The following is an 18,925-nucleotide window of genomic DNA, read 5'->3' as shown; positions in this document are numbered from 1 at the left end:
ATCTTCAGGATAGCTTATGTAGCGGTGCTGCCTGTTGCGACAAGGTCAAAAGAAGAAGACCGCGGCATTTTGCCGCGGTCTTCTCTTATCTCAATCAATGAGAGTTACGCACGAGGTGCGCCGTTGTTACCGCCAGCGCCAGGTGCACGACGTCCACCACGACGGCGGCGACGACGACGCTGCGCCTGAGCTGCGTCGCCTGCGTTCTGCGACGGAGCATCCGGGTTCGCTGCATCGGACTCATCACCTTCATCCTCGCCCTCTTCGTCCAAATCATCATCCTCGTCGAAGTCATCGCCGCCTTCCAGCGTGATGGTCTCCGTCGGTGCGGGTGCTGCCGGACGAGGCGGACGTGGTCCGCGATCGCTGCTTGCCTGTTCCGTCTCTGGCTCAGGCAGGCCAAGCTTTGCACGCTGCTCCTTCAGAACAGCCTTACGGCTGAGCTTGATGCGGTTGCCTTCAATTGCCAGTACCTTCACAAGAACCTGATCGCCTTCACGAAGTTCGTCCTTCACGTCCTTTACGCGATGCTCTGCGATTTCAGAAACGTGCAGCAGGCCGTCCGTACCGGGGAAGATTTCGACAAATGCACCGAACTCTGCCAGACGAACTACCTTGCCCAGGTAGGTCTTACCCGGCTCAGGAACAGCCGTGAGATCACTGATCATCTGGATCGCGCGTGCGAGGCCATCCGGATCGCTCGACGAAACATCGACTTTACCGCTGTCGTCCACGTCGATCTTCACCTGTGTGGCTTCGATAATGCCGCGGATTACCTTGCCGCCAGGTCCGATCAGGTCACGAATCTTGTCCGTCGGAATCTGCAGGGTCTTGATCTGCGGAGCGTAGCGCGACTTCTCTTCCGAAGCCGACGCGATCACCGCATCCATCTTGTCCAGCAGGAACAGGCGAGCAGCCTTGGCCTGCGCCAAAGCCTCACGCATGATCTGCGGCGTGATGCCCATGATCTTGATGTCCATCTGCAGCGCGGTAATGCCCTCGCGCGTTCCGGCCACCTTGAAGTCCATGTCGCCGTAGTGATCTTCCGCACCAGCAATGTCGGTCAGGACAGCGTAGTCGTCGCCTTCCTTAACCAAGCCCATAGCGATACCAGCAACAGCAGCCTTCAGCGGAATGCCAGCCTGCATCAGCGACAGCGAAGCGCCGCAGACCGAAGCCATGGACGAGGAACCATTCGACTCGGTGATATCTGACACCACGCGCAGCGTGTAGGGCGAGGACTTTTCATCCGGCAGAACTGCTTCAATCGCACGCGAAGCTAAAGCGCCGTGGCCGATTTCCCGGCGACCAGTACCGGTCATACGTCCAACTTCACCAACGGAATACGGCGGGAAGTTGTAGTGAAGCATGAAGCGCTTCTTCACTTCGCCTTCGTAGGTTTCCAGGCGCTGCGCATCGTCTGCGGTACCGAGTGTTGCAGTAACCAGGGCCTGTGTTTCGCCACGGGTGAACAACGCCGAACCGTGCGTGCGCGGCAGAACGCCCACTTCGATATCGATCTTGCGAACCTCATCGAAAGCGCGACGGTCGGGACGAATGCGGTTCTTCAGAACCTGCTCGCGGAAGATGTTTTCGCGCAACAGTTCGTAGACCTTGCCCAGCTTCTTGGCAGCGGCAGCATCGCCTTCCGGCAGAGCCTTCTTCAACTCGCTCTTGATTTCAGCGATCTTCGCGTAGCTCTCGGTCTTGCCATACTTCTGCGTGTCCAGAGCATCGGTCAGGCGCTCACCTACCTGCGACTTCAGCTCGTTGTAGTAGCCGGACAGGTCCTCTGCTTCTGCAACAGCGCGCTTCTGCTTGCCAGCCTTTGCAGCTAGCTCGTTGATAGCAGCACAGATCAGCTTGATTTGCCCATGAGCAAACTCGATCGCTTCAACAGCCTTGTCTTCCGAAACTTCCTTCGCGCCAGACTCCACCATCGTGATGCCGTCCTTCGTACCGGCAACCATGATGTTCAGCAGGCTCTTACCGCGCTCCTCATAGGTGGGGTTCACGATGAACTCGCCGTCTACGATGCCGATGCGAACCGCACCGATGGGGCCAAGGAACGGAATGTCGCTGAGAGCCAGAGCGCAGGATGCTGCGTTGATGGCAATTGCGTCGGGATCATTCTGCTTATCCGCGGAGTACACGAACGCAACCACCTGGGTTTCGTTGCGGTAAGTCTCAGCAAACAGGGGACGAATGGGGCGGTCAATCTGACGCGAGGTGAGGATTTCCTTCTCAGAAGGGCGTCCTTCACGCTTGATGAAACCGCCGGGGATACGGCCACCGGCGTAGCTGGTTTCGCGATACTCAACGGTCAGCGGAAAGAAGTCGATGCCTTCCTTCGGCTCCGGAGCGCCAACGGCGGTTGCCAGGATAACGGTGTCGCCGCTGCTTACAAAGGCAGCGCCCGATGCCTGCTTGGCAATGCGGCCCGTTTCAAATGTGATGCTCTTGCCACCGGCAAGTTCAACGGTAATCTCCTGCTTCATAGCGGGTATTCTCTCTTTTTGGTATATGGAAACTTATTTGCGCAGACGTGCGCATGCGCACGCACGGCACGGTGGCCTGCGTGGCGCGAAATTCTTGAAAATGACGATGCGAGGGTCATTCCAGACGATGTCCGGAACAAAATACTGGATGTGCCGAAGGGCAGGCTCAACCGTTCACGCTCCTCTGAAAGAGCGTGTAGCCGGGACGATAACGTCCCGGCACAGCAGATACGGTGCTCCCGATAAATGAATGCACGAGAAGCGGCCCTCGGAATAACTTGAAGGAAGATTTACTTACGGATGCCGAGCTTCGCGATCACTTCGCGGTAGCGGTCGGAGTCGTTCTTCTTCAGGTAATCCAGCAGGCTGCGGCGCTTGGACACCAGCATCAGCAGGCCGCGGCGCGAACCATGGTCCTTCTTGTGCGTCTTGAAGTGCTCGGTCAACTGGCCGATGCGCTCGCTCAGAATAGCGATCTGCACTTCGGGGCTGCCGGTATCGGTATCGTGCACACGATACTTGCTGATAATCTCGTTCTTTTTAACTGTTGCCAACACTGTCTTGTAGTGCTCCTGATTTCAATAAAGCCGAATTGGTCTACGCAACAGGATACCACTGGGGCGAAGATTCGCCAAAGCCAACCTACAGTTTCGGCAGTGGTTTCTGCTGTGTTGGGGTACTCCGCAAGGCACCCGTCTGCCGCCGTGCATCAAAAGCATCCCGAACAGCTACAAATGCCGGTTTGGCGCGCAGATGATCGTCAAATAGCAGAGGACGTTGGGGTAAGCCATCTTCCCTCGCCCGATCCTTGCCGTTGTTTAACCATGTTCCGTCATCCGAAACGCCCCACGTCAATACAGCCGTCACGTTTCTTTCCGGCAATAACAGATCCAGATAGCTGCGATAACGACTAGCCACCCCAATATCCCGCGCCGAAACGTCCGAAGGCAAAGTGCGGTCGTTCACATCCAGTTCCGTAACAAAGACTTCTAGACCAATCTCACGACAATCCTGCACAAACCGCCGCAAACCAGCCCCGTAACCGTACGCGGGTTGCGCTTGTAAGTGGGATTGAATACCAACCGCGTCCAACGGCACATTGCGTTGCTTTAACCGCCGTAACATCAAAAGCACCGCAGCCCGCTTCATAGCGGCTTCCTGCGTTTCCTGCTCTATCCCGTACTCGTTGTACGTCAGTAACGCCGACGGGTCGGCATCGCGCGCCACCCGAAATGCCATCTCGATGTAGTCAGTGCCGATCAGCTGCAGCCAGGGTGTGTTCCGAAGGCCGTCGGGACGACCATCTTTCACCTCGATCGCCTCGTTCACCACATCCCACGAATGCATCCGCCCGGCGTAGCGACCAGCCACAGTGCGGATATGCTCCCGCAGCAACTGGCGCGCATTCACCGCCGTCACTTGTCTGGAAAACCACTCCGGCAATGCCTCATGCCAGCAGAGGTTATGCCCGCGGAGACGGATGTGACGGCGGGAGGCAAATTCCACCAACGCATCCGCGTCTGCGAAAGAAAACTGATCGATTGCTGGCCGCAGCGCCTGCCATTTCATCGCATTTTCCGCGACGATAATGCTGCACTGCTGCTCTACCAGAGCGCGATACCCAGCATCGTCACGCAACTTCTGAATGTTGACGGCGAAGCCAAAGAGCATTCGCGCATCCATCGCATGTGCCTTCAACGAGTGAGGCCCGCTGACGTCCACTCCCGGTAATCCATGCGCGGAGCCCGACATCCGCTTCGGGCCGCATCCAGTCAACGTCGTCATAGCTGCAGAGGTCGCAACCACCGAAGCTCCCTGCAGCAACTCTCTGCGACTGAATGAACGCGAATCAGGCATGAGGAGTTTTGCTCTCTTTGCGGATCTCGTCAGTCCATCGAAGGAATCGCAGGAACTGCCATTTCTCCTGCCAGAGGAAACGCATTACGTCTTTCGCGCCAATCTCCTCTGCGTGCATACCGGAGTACGTCTCAATGCGCCATAGAAGATAAGGGCTTCGCCACGGACGCAACCTAGCTCCGCGTGTGCTGTTCCATAGAAAACTGAGCGCACCAATCACATGCCGAGTGTACCGGATATCGGCATGACACTGCCGCTACAGGTAGTCGAAGAGGCTTCCCTTTTGCACGGCTGCAATCGTGCTCAACAACGCGGAGCGCTGCGTTGTCACCGCCGAAAGCTCCGTCGCGAGCGTCGCTGTATCGGCAGACAACAGCGTGGATTGTTGTGCCTGAAGGTTGGTCTTTTGCGCAGTGATGTAGTCGCTCTCACCCGAAATACGGCTTTGGGCCGAATTCAAAGTCGAACGCTGCGAGATGACATTATTCAACGCATCCCGCAATCCACCCACAAGTGATGTAGCATCCGTTGTTGTTCCACTCTGCAACGCGGTGATGATGTTATTCAAAGCATCAAAGACCGATGCTCCCGATGCCGTAAAAACATCACTCCCGGTAAGAGACGTAGTTACTGTGCCACCTGACGTCAACCCAACACTCGTAACGTCTGTATTGCCGGTATAGGTCACATTCCCAGACGCATCTTCCGTAAACGGAGTCACGGCCGAAGATCCAGAGAACAAATAAGCCCCGCCATAGCTGCTATTCGCAAGCGAGACGATCGTGTCACGAATAGACGTCAGAGATTGCGCAGCAGTCGCACGGGTCGTCGCGTTTCCTGTGTCATTAAACGCTCCCGTCGCGGTGCTGATAGCCGACGTTAACTGCGACACGACAGAACCCAAAGCAGTGTCCGCGGTCTGCATGCGATTGGTTGCACTACTGGCAGTCGACAAGAAGGCCGCATCCTGGCGCAATGCATCAGCCATAGTCACCGCCTGCCCCGACGCCACTGGGTCATCCCCCAATGAAGTGATGCGCAGGCCAGAAGACATCTCCTGCGAGATGCGCGTTTGCTGATCCGACAGATTCGAGAGCGACGCAAGCATTTGCTGTAGTGAGGTGGTGCTATTCAACATGAATCATTCTCCCGCTGGTCGCGTTACGACACCGTCGTTTGCTGGCCAAGATTGATCGCCTGCGCCATTAGCTCATTCGCAATCGACAGCACCTTTGCCGCCGCCTCATACGAACGTTGATACTGTGTAAGATTTGCGGCTTCCGTATCCAACGAGACACCCGACACATTCGCGACTTGCGTTGAGGTTTGTGTCAGCACGGCATCGTTCGCGGACTTTGTAGTACTGGCACCGGAAACCGTTTGCCCCAACGATGTGATCATCGTGGAAAAAGCTCCAGACGCGGTCATCGATCCCACAATTGCCTGCGATGCCACAGCCCCAATCGCTGTAGCGTTGCTTCCATCCGACGATGCGGCAATGCCGCCACCACTGCTGATAGCCATACTCAGCGTTGCAGCCGTGTTGCCAGAAAAGACGTCGCCTCCAGCATTTCCATTGGCATCAGTCCCTGCGGCATTTTGGGCATTCACTGCAGATGAAATCGCAACGGCGACCGCATCCAGTTGTTGCTGCACCGCAGGAATATCCTGATCGCGAACCTGCAGCAAGCCGCCGATACTCCCTGACAAAACAGAACTCGTTACATCGTTTCCGTTCGAAAGAATGTGCAAGTTGCCACTGACGGTAGCCGTGCTCAGGTTCATCGCCTGCGTTCCGCTTAACAGAGGCGTCCCATCGGACAATGACAGATTCACTGTTCCATCGGTTGCCGTGACCGTATTCACATCCACCAGTTTTGCTAGCGAGAGAACAGCCTGGTCACGCTGGTCCTGCAAACCATCCGTATCCTGACCACCCGATTGCTGAATCTGCTTGTTCAAGGACGCAATATTCGTGAGCAGGCTGTTGACCTGGTCCACAGACGTGCCAATCTGCTGATTGAGCGATGACGTCTGTGAAGAAAGTTGCGACGCCGTGCGGTTCATCGTCGTCACTAGCGCTTGCGCAGCGGTATACGCCGTCTGCCGCGTATTGGTATCTGAAGGCGACGACCCAAGTGAGGTCATGCTGTTAAAGAAGTTGCTGATTGCTGCGCCGATTCCAGACGCATCATCACCAGAGCTATCGATCATGAATAACGATTGCAGATTATCAAGCGCCGTGGTCCGTGCGCTGCTGGCGCTTGAAGCCTCTGTCGCCTGCTGCAAAGATCGCTGCAGAACACGGTCCCGCTGTGCTGTAACAGTCGCTGACACGCCGGAACTGGTCGAAATACCGTTCACATTCACGGTATCGTTATTGGAAAAACTCGCAACACGGCGCGTGTAGCCATCGGTATTTTGATTCGCCATATTCGTCGCAGTCAACTTCATCTGCTGCGTGGTCAGCGTCAGATAGCGCTCCAGTGCATCGGCTGTTGGCATCTCAAGCATGAATCCCTCCCTCCTGACTAAAGTCACTTCAACTTACTGCCGATAAATGCACGTAGAAGGCCAAGAGTTAAGCCGCTCCTGTGAGCGGCCTAACTGCAACATGTGTTTCGTTTACGAGTTTTCTAATGTTGCATCGCCGAGAAACGTCCCGGCAGCAGAATATGTTCTGGCCGAATACCCGCTTCCTCGCCGCAGAGAATCACTGCGCGATGGACCATGTGGCAAAGCTCACGAACATTGCCTGCCCAGTCAAGCTCCATCAATAGCGAAAGAGCTTCGCTGCTGATCGATTTACGAGGCATGCTATCGCCAAGCTTGCGCAATGTGTGTTCCACCAGCATGGGGATATCTTCACGCCTCTCCCGCAATGCCGGGATCTCCACGGGAAATACAGCAAGCCGATAATACAAATCCGGTCGGAACCGCCGATCACGAGCGAGTTCTTCCAAAGGCTGATGCGTCGCCGCAACAATGCGCACATCCACACGGATAGGCTCGTTTTCACCCACCTTCTGAATCTCGCCGTTCTCCAGAAACCGCAGCATCTTCGCCTGTAACGGCAGCGGCATCTCTCCAATTTCATCCAGAAAAAGCGTTCCACCATGCGCAGCTTCTATGCGCCCCATGCGCGAAGAAACCGCCCCTGTAAACGCTCCGCGCGTATGGCCAAACAACTCAGCTTCCAACAGGTGTTCCGGAATTGCCGCACAGTTCAACACAACAAACGGCTTTCCTGCACGAGGGCTCAACCGGTGCACGGCCTTTGCAACCAACTCTTTTCCTGTTCCCGTTTCTCCCAACACAAGAACATTCGCAGTTGCATGTGGGGCGACCAAGCGGATCTGCTGCGCCAACTCCCGCATCTTCAAAGCGTCTCCAACAAACTCCGGAAGATGCATCTTGACCTCTTCAGCAACCTCAGGAAGCGCTTCTTTCACCACCGCCATCGGCGCAGCAAAGGGCACCGTAACAGGCGCATGAAGCCAGGCCGCACCATCAAATCCACCGGTTGCAGGTGTTCTCTCCACGCAGCATTCTTGCGCCTCTCGCAACGCATGAAGAAGCTCGTTACGCCGCGCGCTGCGCACTTTAGAACCGTTGCAACTACCATCCATTTGCAACATATCCGTCGCAGGACAAACCGTCGCCGCATACTCAGCAAACTCCGACGCATCCAGGTCCGGAAGCCAGTGATCCACAATCATGGCCTCGGGCTCCAGGCTGCCGAGATGCATCATCGCCTCAGCCCCTCCGGAAGCTGGAAAGACCTGCCAACGCATATCTGAAAGCAAAGAGGAAAGCTTATGCCGCAACTCCGTATCCGGAGTGACCAACACCACAGAACGTTGCTGAACAGACGCCGCCACGACTGAATTCATCGCGACCCTCCCGCCTCAAGACGCGCCGCGGCTTCACGCACTCGCTCCAACTCCGCCACTGCCCGGCGGCACTCGGCGCGCGCAGTGTTCAATGCGTCCTGTATCTCATCGGGTGTCGTGCGGAGAGCAGCCATCTCCACAGCAAACAACAGCGCGGTTAAAGGCTGTGACAAGGCGTGGATTGCGTCATCCAGTTCTTCCAATGCAGCATCGTCCATGGTCAACTCCATCTGGTTCATGCAACCTCCAACGCCGTTTGATAACGAGCGTCAATAGGCATGGTTGCGAATCGCGGCAAACCGTCGTTCTGTTTCGCGGCAATGCCATATCCCTCGCCACGCATCGTCTGCACCAAACCCGACGCGCCCACTGCGCTCAGCTTACGGCGGAGATAGTTCACATAAACATCCACCACATTCGTTCCGGCGTCCGGCGACATCTGCCACACATTCTGCAGGAGTTCACGACGAGATACAGCGCGTCCCTTCTGCAGCAGCAGGTACTCCAGCAACGTAAATTCCTTTGAGGTGAAGTCCAGCAACTCTTCGTGATAGGAAACACTGCGTTTAATGCGGTCCATACGCAATCCCGCGCATTGCAACAAACCAGCAGAGGATCCCATACGCCGCCGACCAATCGCCTTACAACGTGCCAGCAACTCATACATGGAAAACGGCTTCAACAGATAGTCATCCGCGCCCAGGTTCAAACATTCAATCTTTTCCGAAAGCTGCGAACGACCTGACAACACCAGGACGGACATTAGGTCGATCTGACCGTGCAGTGCTCGCAGCACATCCACGCCATCCATCCGCGGAAGCCCCAGATCCAGCACCAACAGGTCAGGCATGTCTTCCTCAATGCCCTCTAATACGCCGGCCCCATCTGTTACTAGGCGAACCGTATTCCCTTCCAATTCAAGCGCTTTCTTAAGAAACACAGAAAGTGCCCCATCATCCTCTGCCACCATCACTCTCATTGCTCTGTCTCCTGCGTAATTTGTCCATCTATAGCGGGCGCACTTTCCAATCCGGCGTCCGATCTGCAATCCAAGATGACGCGCAGATGAGAACAAAACAATGATTCAGTGAGAATGGTGCCAGCGAGTCGTACCACATCGGGAACGGCTGCACCACCCATTAGCTTTCTTGGTTCAAGAAACTTTTACCTTGCAGTTCGCTTTTTATTCGCTACAATTTCAGCCATGGCGATTACGCGGCGACAAAAAGAGGTTTTGGACTTCCTCTCCGGCTTTACCCAGCGCAAGGGATACTCCCCTTCCTATGAAGAAATTGCGGCTGGTCTTGGCCTGAATTCGCTTGCCACGGTGCACAAACACATCACAAATCTGCACAACAAAGGCCTCCTGCAGCGCGCTCATAATCGCAGCCGCTCCATCGATGTTCTCTCTCCAAGGAACTCACGCAAGGGGAACGAGCGTCTGCCCCTCATGGGCAGAATCGCCGCTGGCCGGCCCGTGGAAGCCATTGAAACTGCGGAATCCATCTCCCTTTCTGAGATCATCGGCAACCGCGAAGTCTTCGCCCTTGAAGTTCGTGGCGACAGCATGCGCGACGAACACATCGTCAACGGCGACTATGTCTTGGTAGAGCGCACCAATACAGCGCGTGAAGGTGAGATTGTCGTTGCGCTCGTAGACGGTTCCGACGCCACGCTGAAGCGCTATTACAAGGAAGGCAACCTGATCCGCCTACAGCCTTCCAACAATGAGATGGCCCCCATCTTCGCTCCGGCGGACCGTGTTGCGATCCAGGGTAAGGTCCTCGGCATGTTGCGCAAGTATGCCTGAGGAAACCAGCGGCGAATTGCGCTGCGATCTTCTCGTCTTCGATCTCGATGGGACCCTGATTGACTCGGAGCAAGACTTAGCAGCGTCGGTCAATGCAACCCTCGCCTTCCTGGGCCGCGAACAACTTCCACCCCACCGCATCGCAGAGTTCATCGGCGATGGCGCTGCCATGCTCGTCCGCCGTGCCTTAGAAGCAACCGGGGGCATGGACGAAGTAGCTTTCGCGCAAGCGATTCCCTTCTTCCTGGACTATTACCGCGCGCATAATCTCGACTTCACCTACGTCTATCCTGGCGTGATCAGTGAACTTCGCAAGATTCGTGCGGCTGCGCCATCTCTTCCGATGGCGATTCTTACCAACAAGCCATATCGCCCATCGCGCGTCATCTGTTCTGGTCTCGGACTGTCCGAGTTTTTCTTTGCCAATTACGGCGGCGACAGCTTCCCAACCAAGAAGCCCGATCCCGAAGGCATGCAGGCATTGATGGAAGAAGCATCCCGAATGCTGGGCCGCCCGGTATCCCCACAACGAACCGTTCTGGTAGGCGACTCCCACGTAGACGTTGCCACTGCACGCAACGCCGGCGTCCTCTGCCTCGGATGCAGTTACGGCTTGGCACCTCAAAAACTTCGTGAAGCGGGCCCGGATGCCATGGTGGATAGCCCCACCAAATGGCTCGACGCCCTGCAGGCGCTTCTACCCTAACCCTCCGCGGGCGTCGCTTCCCGTTCCTGCCGAATCAGGTTTCCGCTCACTGCCGCACCCGCCGCAGGATGCATCGTCCAGTACGAAGGCAAACTCAACGCTGCCAAGCCCGCCATCACACAAAACGCCACGCGAAAATCAAAGGCACTCGCACCACCACGCATCAGTGCGCTTCCGTGCAGAGCCAGTGCAGAAACAGCCACACCAAGGCTCGTCGTCATCTGGTTAATCGTCGTAGCCAGCGTGGTGCCGCTGTTCTTCAGCTTCTCCGGAAGGTCCGCGAATCCCATGGTCGTCAATGCAGTCAATTCCATCGACCGGCCAAGTCCTCCCGCAAACAGGACAAGCAGCGTGATCACCTTCGGCGTGTTTGCATGAAGCCATCCGCAAGCCACCAGCGCCACCGCAGTCAACGTCCCATTCCACAGCAAAACCGTCCGAAAGCCATAACGACGAAGCAGTGGCCCAGTCAGCGGTTTCATTGCAAGATTCCCCGCAAACACCGCCATCGTCAACGATCCCGACTCCAGCGGATTCAGACCGAATGCCTCCTGAAACAACAGCGGCAACAGGAACGGTACGGAAAACACTGCCATCCGGAACAGTGATCCAGCGCCATTCGACACGCGGAATGTCTCAATACGAAACACTTCCAGTGAAAACAGTGGCTTTTCAGCACGACGCAGCCACCACACCAATGCCCCTGACAACACAATAGTCAGCACCAGCAGCACCGCCGCCTGCATCCCCGGAGCATGCTGCACTTCCAGCGACTCCAGCAGGTACATCAGGCAGAAGGAAGCGGACCCCGCCAGCAGAAACCCGGGTAGATCAAAACTCTCACGAACCGTCTCGCGATCCTTCGGAACCAGCTTCAGCGCCAACGCAAACAGCACCACACCAATCGGCACGTTCAGCAGAAACATCCACGGCCACGTCGTAAACGACAGAATCCATCCACCCAACGGAGGGCCAAGGATCGGTGCCACCAATGCAGGCCAGATCGTATAAGCAATCGCCTTCATCAATTGCGCCTTAGTGGAAGCGCGCAGCACCATCAACCGCCCAACGGGCACCATCATCGACCCGCCAATACCCTGCAACACGCGCGAAGCAGTAAACAACGGCAGCGTATGGCTAAGCCCACACAAAGCAGAGGCGCAGGTAAAGATCAGAATGGCCGATGTAAAAACGCGCCGCTCGCCAAACCGCGTTGCTACCCACCCGCTCACCGGGATGAAAATCGCCAGTGTCAACAGGTATGCCGTAATACCAACATTCACAGCAATGGCAGACGTGCCGAAGTCACGCGCCATCGTTGGCAACCCGGTCGCGATAATCGTCGCATCCAGGTTCTCCATAAACAGCGCACCTGCTGCCAGCAACGCAACAGCCAGCGCATGACCACGAAGCGTGGACGGGTCTTCGACTCTCTTTGAAGTGTTCGCCAAGCTCTTAGTTTACTAAGCCGCGGCCGTCTCCGCAGACGCCACACGCAGCTTCATCGGCTGGCGATGCCAGTACGTAAGCGAACGCCACGCCCACTCCACGGGACCAAACTGGAAGTAGCGCAGCCAGATGGCGCTGAAGATCAGGTTGAACGCCCAAACTCCCGCCATCACGTAATACACCTTGTAGTACGTCATGTAGCCGTACCAGTGCGTTGGCCCCCACACAAACAGGAAGCGGCAGATCACACTGGTCGCCAGGTAGTTCGACAAAGCCATCTGCCCCACGTTGGCAACAGCCTTCGTAGCCCAACGCAAAGCACCGGCACGCACAATCAACAGAATCAACGCGGCATTCGCCAGCGCACCGCTCACACGACAAACATCGTAGGGAGCAAAAAGCCAGATCGTAGACTTCACAATCTCAAAACCGCTCTTCCACGCAATGATCGCCCCGGCCGCACCCAGCGGCAATGAAATCGCATAGCCGATCACCGCAGTCCACACGTACACCTTCGTGGGTTGCTCGCCAGTAAGAAATCCATTCTTGTACAGCGCCATGCCCAGCAGCATGAAGATCAGCACATCCGGAAACGCAAACTGAATCGCCTGCTCTGACTTGATCGCGTCTTTCGCATCAGCAGCCAGCGCTTTGGCATAGCTCTTGTGATCGGCAATATCTTTTTCTGTATCCACGCGCAGACGGCTCCAGTCCTTGTCCTGCGACACCTTCTCCACAATGTCTTTGCGTTCCTTCTCCGTCAGCGTCTTGCCAGCATGCACCTTGGCAATGGCATCAACGCCACCCTTGTTCGTGTAATACGCGCCCACACTACGCCCAATCCCCGCAGCCAGTACCCACACCAGCAGCAACCATCCCGCGGTCCTTCGCAGCGTCTTGGACTTCAAGTGGCGCATGGGGTACAGGAAGATCAAACCCGTAATGCCGTACCAGAAAAGAATGTCGCCATTCCAAATCAGAAGCGCATGCAGCATGCCGAACAACACAAGCCACATATTGCGACGAAGATAGATGTCCGCCACACGATCGCCGCCACCGCGCCGTTCCGCTCGCTCCGTCAACAAGACCGCGCCTGCGCCAAACAACATGCTGAACATTGCGCGCATCTTGCCTTCAGCCAGCACCCAGCGCAACATCCACGCAACAGTATTTGCCTTTGCATGTGGCCCATTAAACACAGGCGAAAGCATGCTCAACGGCACCAGGTAGTTGGTATAGCCATAGGCAAAATCCGTGACGTTCATGATCAGGATGCCCATCAGCGAAAATCCGCGCAGCACATCCAACGCACCAATGCGCTCTTGACGAGATACCGGGCCCAGCGATGGTTCGGGCGGCCCAGCCAGCTCTTCCGCAACGCCAGCAGGCAGTGCTGATTCATCAAACGCGAGAGACGAAGTCGCCATGCGGAACTCCTGTACAAACGGCAGAAGATAATGCACGCAGAGTACACCCGAATTTACCCCGCAAAACACCTAAATTTTCCGCGAACTTTGGCAATCTCAACAGCGTATACAGCAAACAACAAAGGCAAACCGGCGAGAATCTCCTTGCCAAATTTATGCCGCAGTGTTCTATTGGATAACCATAGGAGTCCCTATGGGTTCCCTATAGGAGATCTCGATGAACGAACGCGCGGACGTATGGCAAGGAACCCTGAGCCTGATGGTGCTGAAAACCCTGCAAAGCATGGGTGCTCAACATGGTTATGGCATCGCGCGTCGCATTGAGCAAACCAGCGGCGACCTCCTTGCACTCAACTACGGCACGCTCTATCCCGCGCTCGTAAAGCTGGAACAGGAAGGCTACATCGCAGCAGAGTGGGGCAACTCGGACAACAACCGCCGCGCCAAGTTTTATTCCCTCACCCGCGCCGGCCACCGTCGCCTCGCCACCGAGACAAAGAGCTGGCAGCAGACCAGCGAAATCATGTCTCGCTTCCTGGCCTTAGAGGCTGCAAAATGATCGCCGCTCTGCGTGCTTTCTTCATCCGCGTGCGCGGTCTCTGGACAGCTCCGTCCAGCGAACCCAGCATGCGCGAGGAACTCGCACACGATCTGGCATTGATGACAGAGGACGGCGAACTCCGCGGTCTCTCGCACGAAGAAGCGCGTCGTCAGGCGCTACTGCAATTAGGAGGACTGGAACAAACCATGCAATCCGTTCGCGATCGTCGCACACTGCCCTCGGTTGAAGAGTTCCTTCAAGACCTCCGCTTTGCCCTGCGTCAACTTCAACGCAAGCCCGGCTTCACTCTTACTGCCATCTTCACACTTGCGCTCGGCTTCGGCGCCAGCATCGCTATCTTCGCCTTTGTTGACGCGGCCATGATCAAGCCGCTCCCCTTCCACGATCCAAAACGCCTGGCATGGGTAACTGAGACGGTTGAGATCATGGGGCCCGCTAACCTCTCCTGGCAGGACTACCAGGACTGGAATCAGCAGGCCAAGAGCTTCGAGTCTTTCGCAGTGTGGCGCTATGCCGGATACCAGATGCGCATTGGCGAAGGCCTCGTCTTCCAGCCAGCCATCCGTGTCAGTGCCAACTTCCTGTCGACGCTTGGGCTACATCCCGCTGCAGGCCGCGACTTCACCTCGTCGGATAATCTTCCCGGCGCTGGCAAGGTCATGATGATCAGCTACGATCTGTGGCGCGACAGCTTCCACAACGATCCCAGCGTGATCAACCGCGCGATTGAAATGAGTGGCGACAAGTACACCATCATTGGCGTCCTCCCAGAGAAATTTCAATTCGCACCGCGAGGCCGTCTACAACTTCTGACAGCCATCGCACCAAAGACTGGTGACTGTGAAGCGCGTCGCAGTTGCCACTCGCTCAACGGCGTAGCGCGTCTGCACCCCGGCATCACATTCCAGCAGGCCGACGTGGAAGTCAAAGCAATCGCCAATCGGCTGGAACAGCAGTACCCTGACTCCAATCGCGGTCAGGGTGGCATCGCCCAGCCGCTCACAGAAGAGGTCGTTCGCAACATCCGTCCTGTCTTCTACGTTCTGCTCTCTGCAGCACTATTGCTTTGCTTCATCGCATGCGTAAACGTGGCAAGCCTGCTGCTCGCACGTTCAGAAAGCCGCCGCCGCGAATTTGCATTACGCACCGCACTCGGCGCCACACGCCGACGCATGTTCCGTCAATTCGCAACAGAAAGCGTCACACTCGTTCTTACAGGTGCAGCCACCGGCCTCGTGCTCGCAATCGCAAGCGTCCGTTCCATCATGCTTCTGGTGCCCAAGAACATGCGTGACCAGATGCCGTTCTTCGACGCAGTCTCTATCAACCGCGACACGCTACTCTTCTCGCTCACCGTAGCCATCGGAGCCATCGTCCTCTTCACGCTCATGCCAGCAGTGCGCATCTCATGGAACGCCTTACAGCGCGCCATCGCAGAAGGCAGTGCCGGTACAGGCTCCGGTAGCCTCAGTTGGAATCGCGTTGGCTCACTACTCGTGATCGCAGAGGTTGCGGTAGCAGTCGTACTGCTCGCGGGCGCAGGACTACTCTCACGCAGCCTTGCGAACCTGCTCCATACGGATCTCAACTTCAACCCGGATCATCTTGTAACGGTCGTTGTCACCGGAACCACAAAGAAATACGAAAAAGATCCTGAGGTCTACGCCATGCAGCACGCAGTCGTTGAAAAGCTGCGCGCCATCCCCGGCGTCACCGCAGTAGGTTTCGGAAATTCGCAGCCCGTCAACTTCAATGGCAACACCGAATGGATTCGCTTTCCGGATCGTCCCTACGACGGGAAACACATCGAAATCAACGAACGCAACGCCTCGGCCACATACTTCCAGGCACTCGGCACACCGTTGTTGAAAGGCCGCTACATCTCCGAACAGGACACCGCAGACAAGCCGCTTGTTTCAGTCGTCAACCGCACCTTCGCGGAGAAGTATTTCCCCGGCCAGAACCCCATCGGCAAGACGTATGGCAACACCACGCTTGAGCCCAAATCCATGAAGACCATCGTCGGTGTTGTGGACGATCTGCATGAAGGCTCCCTCGACGATCCCATCTGGCCGGCCGCGTATGACTCGGCATATCAAAACACCGATCAGACGGCTCTGGCCATTCGCGTCGCCTCTGGAGAATCCGCAGTCATCGCTGCCATCCCCAAAGTCGTCCGCTCCGTCGACCCCGACCTCAATTTGAGCGACGCAATGACCATGCGCGACCGCATCGACAGTTCACAAAGCGCCACACTGCATCGCGGCGCAGCCTGGCTCTCCGGCGCATTCGCCATCGCAGCTCTCCTGCTCTGCGCCGTTGGACTCTACGGCGTCATCAGCTACTCCATCTCTCTGCGCACCCGCGAAATTGGCGTCCGCATGGCGCTGGGCGCACGTCGCGAATCCATCTACGCCATGGTGTTGAGTGAAGCTGGACGCCTCAGCCTCACGGGCATCGTAAGCGGCCTGTTGCTCGCTGTCCTCGCCGCCTCACTGCTCAAGTCTGTTCTCTTCGGCGTCTCCGGCTGGGACCCGCTCACTCTCGGTGCGGCATGCGTCGTACTTGGCCTGGCATCTTTCCTGGCCAGCGCTCTACCGGCCCGCAAAGCAGCAACCGCCAATCCCATGGATGCGCTGCGCACGGAATAAAACCCGGAATACCGGAGAAAGTCCATCCATTGGGCGAGCCGCATCTTCACCGCAAAAAGGCGAAGAAACGGTAAACTAAATGGATGGATTTTCAGCTCGCGACGGACTACAAACCACAGGGCGATCAGCCTACGGCCATCGCCGAACTCACGCAGGGATTGCGCGACGAAGAGAAGCATCAGGTTCTCCTCGGAGTCACCGGCAGCGGTAAGACCTTCACCATGGCGAAGGTCATTGAAGCCGCCAACCGCCCCGCCCTCGTCTTGGCGCACAACAAGACACTCGCCGCGCAGCTGTATCACGAGTTCAAACAGTTCTTCCCCAACAACGCCGTCGAATACTTCGTCAGCTATTACGACTACTATCAGCCCGAAGCCTACATCCCCAGCGGCGACCTCTACATCGAGAAGGAAGCCACCATCAACGATGAGTTGGACAAGCTGCGCCTCAGCGCAACCCGTTCTCTCTTCGAACGCCGCGACTGCATCATCGTCTCATCCGTCTCCTGCATCTACGGCCTCGGCTCACCGGAAGCCTATTACGGCATGTTGATGCTGCTGGAGAAGGGCCAGAAGATCCGCCGCGAAGACATCACACGCCGCCTCGTCGAAATCCTCTACGAGCGCAACGAAGGCGACTTCCGCCGCGGAACCTTCCGCGTGCGTGGCGATATCATCGAGGTCTACCCAACCTACGACGAGCTTGCCTATCGCATTGAACTCTTCGGCGACGAGATCGATTCACTCTCACAGATCGATCCTCTTTTCGGCACCGTCAAGCAGAAGTACGCGCGCCTGCCCATCTACCCCAAGTCTCACTACGTCGTGCAGCCTGAACGCAAGTCCGCCGCGATCGATTCAATCGTTAAGGAACTTACCGAATGGGAAGCGCAGCTTGAGAAAGAAGGTCGCATGGTGGAAGCGCAACGCATCCATCAACGCACGCGCTTCGACCTTGAGATGATCAAGTCCGTCGGCTACTGTCACGGCATTGAAAACTACTCGCGTCACTTCAGCGGACGCCTCCCCGGCGAACCGCCACCGACACTCTTCGATTACTTCCCGCGCGACTTCATGATCTTCATCGACGAATCGCACGTCACCGTCCCGCAGCTTCACGGCATGTGGCACGGCGACCGCTCGCGCAAAGGCAATCTCGTTGACTACGGCTTCCGTCTGCCCTCTGCAATGGACAACCGTCCGCTCACCTTCGACGAATTCGAGAACCGCACCGGCCAGATCATCTACGTCAGCGCGACACCCGGCCCGTACGAACTCACCAAGGCCGCAGGCGTCGTCACCGAACAGATCATCCGTCCCACAGGTCTCGTCGATCCGCCAGTAGAAATCCGTCCCATCAAGGGCCAGATCGACGACCTGCTCGCTGAAATCCGCGATCGCGTCAGCAAGAACGAACGTGTTTTGGTAACAACACTAACCAAACGCATGGCGGAAGATCTCAGCGGCTACTACACCGAAGTCGGAGTGAAGTGCCGTTACATGCACTCAGAAATCGAAACCCTGGAACGCGTCAAACTTCTGCGTGACCTACGCAAAGGTGAATACGACGTCCTCATCGGCATCAACCTTCTCCGCGAAGGCCTCGATCTTCCGGAAGTCTCGCTCGTCGCCATCCTCGATGCGGACAAGGAAGGCTTCCTCCGTTCGCAGGGATCACTGATCCAGACCATCGGTCGTGCTGCTCGCCACCTCAACGGTCGCGCCATCCTCTACGCCGACAACATGACAGACAGCATGCGCCGCGCACTCGACGAAACCAGCCGACGCCGCGAAAAGCAGCTAGCCTACAACGAAGAACACGGCATCACTCCACAGTCCGTCGTACGTCCCATCGGAGAAGCGCTCGTGGGCATCGCCGAGGCCGATTACGTCGATGTCACCACCGACGCATCCGTGCAGGACTTCGCATCGCAGCAGGAACTGGACAAGCACATCGCCGGTCTTGAAACCGAGATGCGCGAAGCCGCAAAGAACTTTGAATTTGAAAAGGCTGCGAAGCTGCGCGACACCATCAAGGAACTGCGCACAAAAGAGTTCTTCTTCGCTTAGAAA

The 18,925-nt window shown here is 56.7% G+C and carries 15 protein-coding genes; 5 read left to right on the top strand and 10 right to left on the bottom strand.

From position 1 onward, the window contains the following. Positions 1 to 104 precede the first annotated feature (104 nt). The 8 genes from pnp to BLT38_RS06790 form a co-directional block, all read right to left on the bottom strand. Complete coding sequence (gene pnp, locus BLT38_RS06830; RefSeq protein WP_083344502.1) at positions 105 to 2,498, bottom strand: polyribonucleotide nucleotidyltransferase; 2,394 nt, start codon at positions 2,496 to 2,498, stop codon at positions 105 to 107. A gap of 290 nt (positions 2,499 to 2,788) precedes the next feature. Next, a complete protein-coding gene (gene rpsO / locus BLT38_RS06825) occupies positions 2,789 to 3,055 on the bottom strand; it encodes a 30S ribosomal protein S15 (RefSeq protein ID WP_047487890.1) in 267 nt (88 codons plus the stop codon). An 85-nt stretch (positions 3,056 to 3,140) separates the two neighbouring features. Then, positions 3,141 to 4,355 (bottom strand): endo-1,4-beta-xylanase, encoded by a 1,215-nt coding sequence (locus BLT38_RS06820; protein WP_231966796.1) that lies wholly within the window; start codon positions 4,353 to 4,355, stop codon positions 3,141 to 3,143. Positions 4,356 to 4,611: 256 nt separating this feature from the next. Continuing rightward, a complete protein-coding gene (locus BLT38_RS06810; RefSeq protein WP_083344501.1) occupies positions 4,612 to 5,493 on the bottom strand; it encodes a flagellin in 882 nt (293 codons plus the stop codon). Between the two features lie 23 nt (positions 5,494 to 5,516). After that, positions 5,517 to 6,869 (bottom strand): flagellar hook-associated protein FlgK, encoded by a 1,353-nt coding sequence (gene flgK / locus BLT38_RS06805; RefSeq protein ID WP_083344500.1) that lies wholly within the window; start codon positions 6,867 to 6,869, stop codon positions 5,517 to 5,519. A 122-nt stretch (positions 6,870 to 6,991) separates the two neighbouring features. Next, on the bottom strand, positions 6,992 to 8,248 hold the full coding sequence (locus BLT38_RS06800; RefSeq protein ID WP_083344499.1) for a sigma-54 dependent transcriptional regulator: 1,257 nt from the start codon (positions 8,246 to 8,248) through the stop codon (positions 6,992 to 6,994). After that, positions 8,245 to 8,487 carry a hypothetical protein gene (locus tag BLT38_RS06795; protein WP_083344498.1) on the bottom strand — a complete coding sequence of 81 codons (243 nt, stop codon included), beginning with the start codon at positions 8,485 to 8,487 and terminating at the stop codon, positions 8,245 to 8,247. Before BLT38_RS06795 ends, BLT38_RS06800 begins: the two co-directional genes overlap by 4 nt. Further along, entirely contained in the window at positions 8,484 to 9,227 is a 744-nt protein-coding gene (locus tag BLT38_RS06790; protein ID WP_083344497.1) for a response regulator transcription factor, read from the bottom strand. The genes BLT38_RS06795 and BLT38_RS06790 overlap by 4 nt, the downstream gene beginning before the upstream one ends. A 225-nt stretch (positions 9,228 to 9,452) precedes the next feature. On the opposite strand from BLT38_RS06790, the gene lexA reads away from it, so the two are divergent. Beyond that, entirely contained in the window at positions 9,453 to 10,058 is a 606-nt protein-coding gene (gene lexA, locus BLT38_RS06785) for a transcriptional repressor LexA (protein ID WP_083346957.1), read from the top strand. After that, positions 10,051 to 10,764, top strand: coding sequence for an HAD hydrolase-like protein (locus BLT38_RS06780; RefSeq protein ID WP_083344496.1), 714 nt, complete (start codon positions 10,051 to 10,053; stop codon positions 10,762 to 10,764). The genes lexA and BLT38_RS06780 overlap by 8 nt, the downstream gene beginning before the upstream one ends. Here the strand turns inward: BLT38_RS06780 and BLT38_RS06775 are convergent. Together BLT38_RS06775 and BLT38_RS06770 are read right to left on the bottom strand one after the other, a co-directional pair. Next, positions 10,761 to 12,215 carry a DHA2 family efflux MFS transporter permease subunit gene (locus BLT38_RS06775; protein WP_083344495.1) on the bottom strand — a complete coding sequence of 485 codons (1,455 nt, stop codon included), beginning with the start codon at positions 12,213 to 12,215 and terminating at the stop codon, positions 10,761 to 10,763. The two genes, BLT38_RS06780 and BLT38_RS06775, sit on opposite strands and share 4 nt — an antisense overlap. Positions 12,216 to 12,227: 12 nt before the next feature. After that, the gene (locus tag BLT38_RS06770) at positions 12,228 to 13,640 is read right to left on the bottom strand and encodes a DUF418 domain-containing protein (RefSeq protein WP_172838173.1); all 1,413 of its coding nucleotides are present in this window, start codon (positions 13,638 to 13,640) and stop codon (positions 12,228 to 12,230) included. 217 nt (positions 13,641 to 13,857) lie between these two features. On the opposite strand from BLT38_RS06770, the gene BLT38_RS06765 reads away from it, so the two are divergent. From BLT38_RS06765 to uvrB, 3 genes are all read left to right on the top strand, one after another. After that, positions 13,858 to 14,199: a PadR family transcriptional regulator gene (locus tag BLT38_RS06765; RefSeq protein ID WP_083344493.1), complete on the top strand. Its 342-nt coding sequence runs from the start codon at positions 13,858 to 13,860 to the stop codon at positions 14,197 to 14,199. Further along, positions 14,196 to 16,853, top strand: a complete 2,658-nt coding sequence (locus BLT38_RS06760) for an ABC transporter permease (protein ID WP_083344492.1) — start codon at positions 14,196 to 14,198, stop codon at positions 16,851 to 16,853. The genes BLT38_RS06765 and BLT38_RS06760 overlap by 4 nt, the downstream gene beginning before the upstream one ends. 83 nt (positions 16,854 to 16,936) lie before the next feature. Further along, entirely contained in the window at positions 16,937 to 18,922 is a 1,986-nt protein-coding gene (uvrB, locus tag BLT38_RS06755) for an excinuclease ABC subunit UvrB (protein ID WP_083344491.1), read from the top strand. The last annotated feature ends 3 nt before the right edge of the window (positions 18,923 to 18,925 follow it).

Source organism: Terriglobus roseus (genome assembly GCF_900102185.1).
In the GTDB taxonomy this organism is placed as follows: domain Bacteria; phylum Acidobacteriota; class Terriglobia; order Terriglobales; family Acidobacteriaceae; genus Terriglobus; species Terriglobus roseus_A.
The sequence above is the reverse complement of the archived record's forward strand: the minus strand, read 5'-3'. Positions and strand labels throughout refer to the sequence as shown.

What these genes read in the sequence shown, in the direction of transcription:
- flgK (WP_083344500.1), bottom strand. Translation starts at nt 6,869, where the DNA reads ATGCTTGAGATGCCAACAGCCGATGCACTGGAGCGCTATCTGACGCTG.
- BLT38_RS06790 (WP_083344497.1), bottom strand. Translation starts at nt 9,227, where the DNA reads ATGAGAGTGATGGTGGCAGAGGATGATGGGGCACTTTCTGTGTTTCTT.
- uvrB (WP_083344491.1), top strand. Translation starts at nt 16,937, where the DNA reads ATGGATTTTCAGCTCGCGACGGACTACAAACCACAGGGCGATCAGCCT.
- BLT38_RS06820 (WP_231966796.1), bottom strand. Translation starts at nt 4,355, where the DNA reads ATGCCTGATTCGCGTTCATTCAGTCGCAGAGAGTTGCTGCAGGGAGCT.
- pnp (WP_083344502.1), bottom strand. Translation starts at nt 2,498, where the DNA reads ATGAAGCAGGAGATTACCGTTGAACTTGCCGGTGGCAAGAGCATCACA.
- BLT38_RS06760 (WP_083344492.1), top strand. Translation starts at nt 14,196, where the DNA reads ATGATCGCCGCTCTGCGTGCTTTCTTCATCCGCGTGCGCGGTCTCTGG.
- BLT38_RS06770 (WP_172838173.1), bottom strand. Translation starts at nt 13,640, where the DNA reads ATGGCGACTTCGTCTCTCGCGTTTGATGAATCAGCACTGCCTGCTGGC.
- BLT38_RS06810 (WP_083344501.1), bottom strand. Translation starts at nt 5,493, where the DNA reads ATGTTGAATAGCACCACCTCACTACAGCAAATGCTTGCGTCGCTCTCG.
- BLT38_RS06800 (WP_083344499.1), bottom strand. Translation starts at nt 8,248, where the DNA reads ATGAATTCAGTCGTGGCGGCGTCTGTTCAGCAACGTTCTGTGGTGTTG.
- BLT38_RS06765 (WP_083344493.1), top strand. Translation starts at nt 13,858, where the DNA reads ATGAACGAACGCGCGGACGTATGGCAAGGAACCCTGAGCCTGATGGTG.
- BLT38_RS06795 (WP_083344498.1), bottom strand. Translation starts at nt 8,487, where the DNA reads ATGAACCAGATGGAGTTGACCATGGACGATGCTGCATTGGAAGAACTG.
- lexA (WP_083346957.1), top strand. Translation starts at nt 9,453, where the DNA reads ATGGCGATTACGCGGCGACAAAAAGAGGTTTTGGACTTCCTCTCCGGC.
- BLT38_RS06780 (WP_083344496.1), top strand. Translation starts at nt 10,051, where the DNA reads ATGCCTGAGGAAACCAGCGGCGAATTGCGCTGCGATCTTCTCGTCTTC.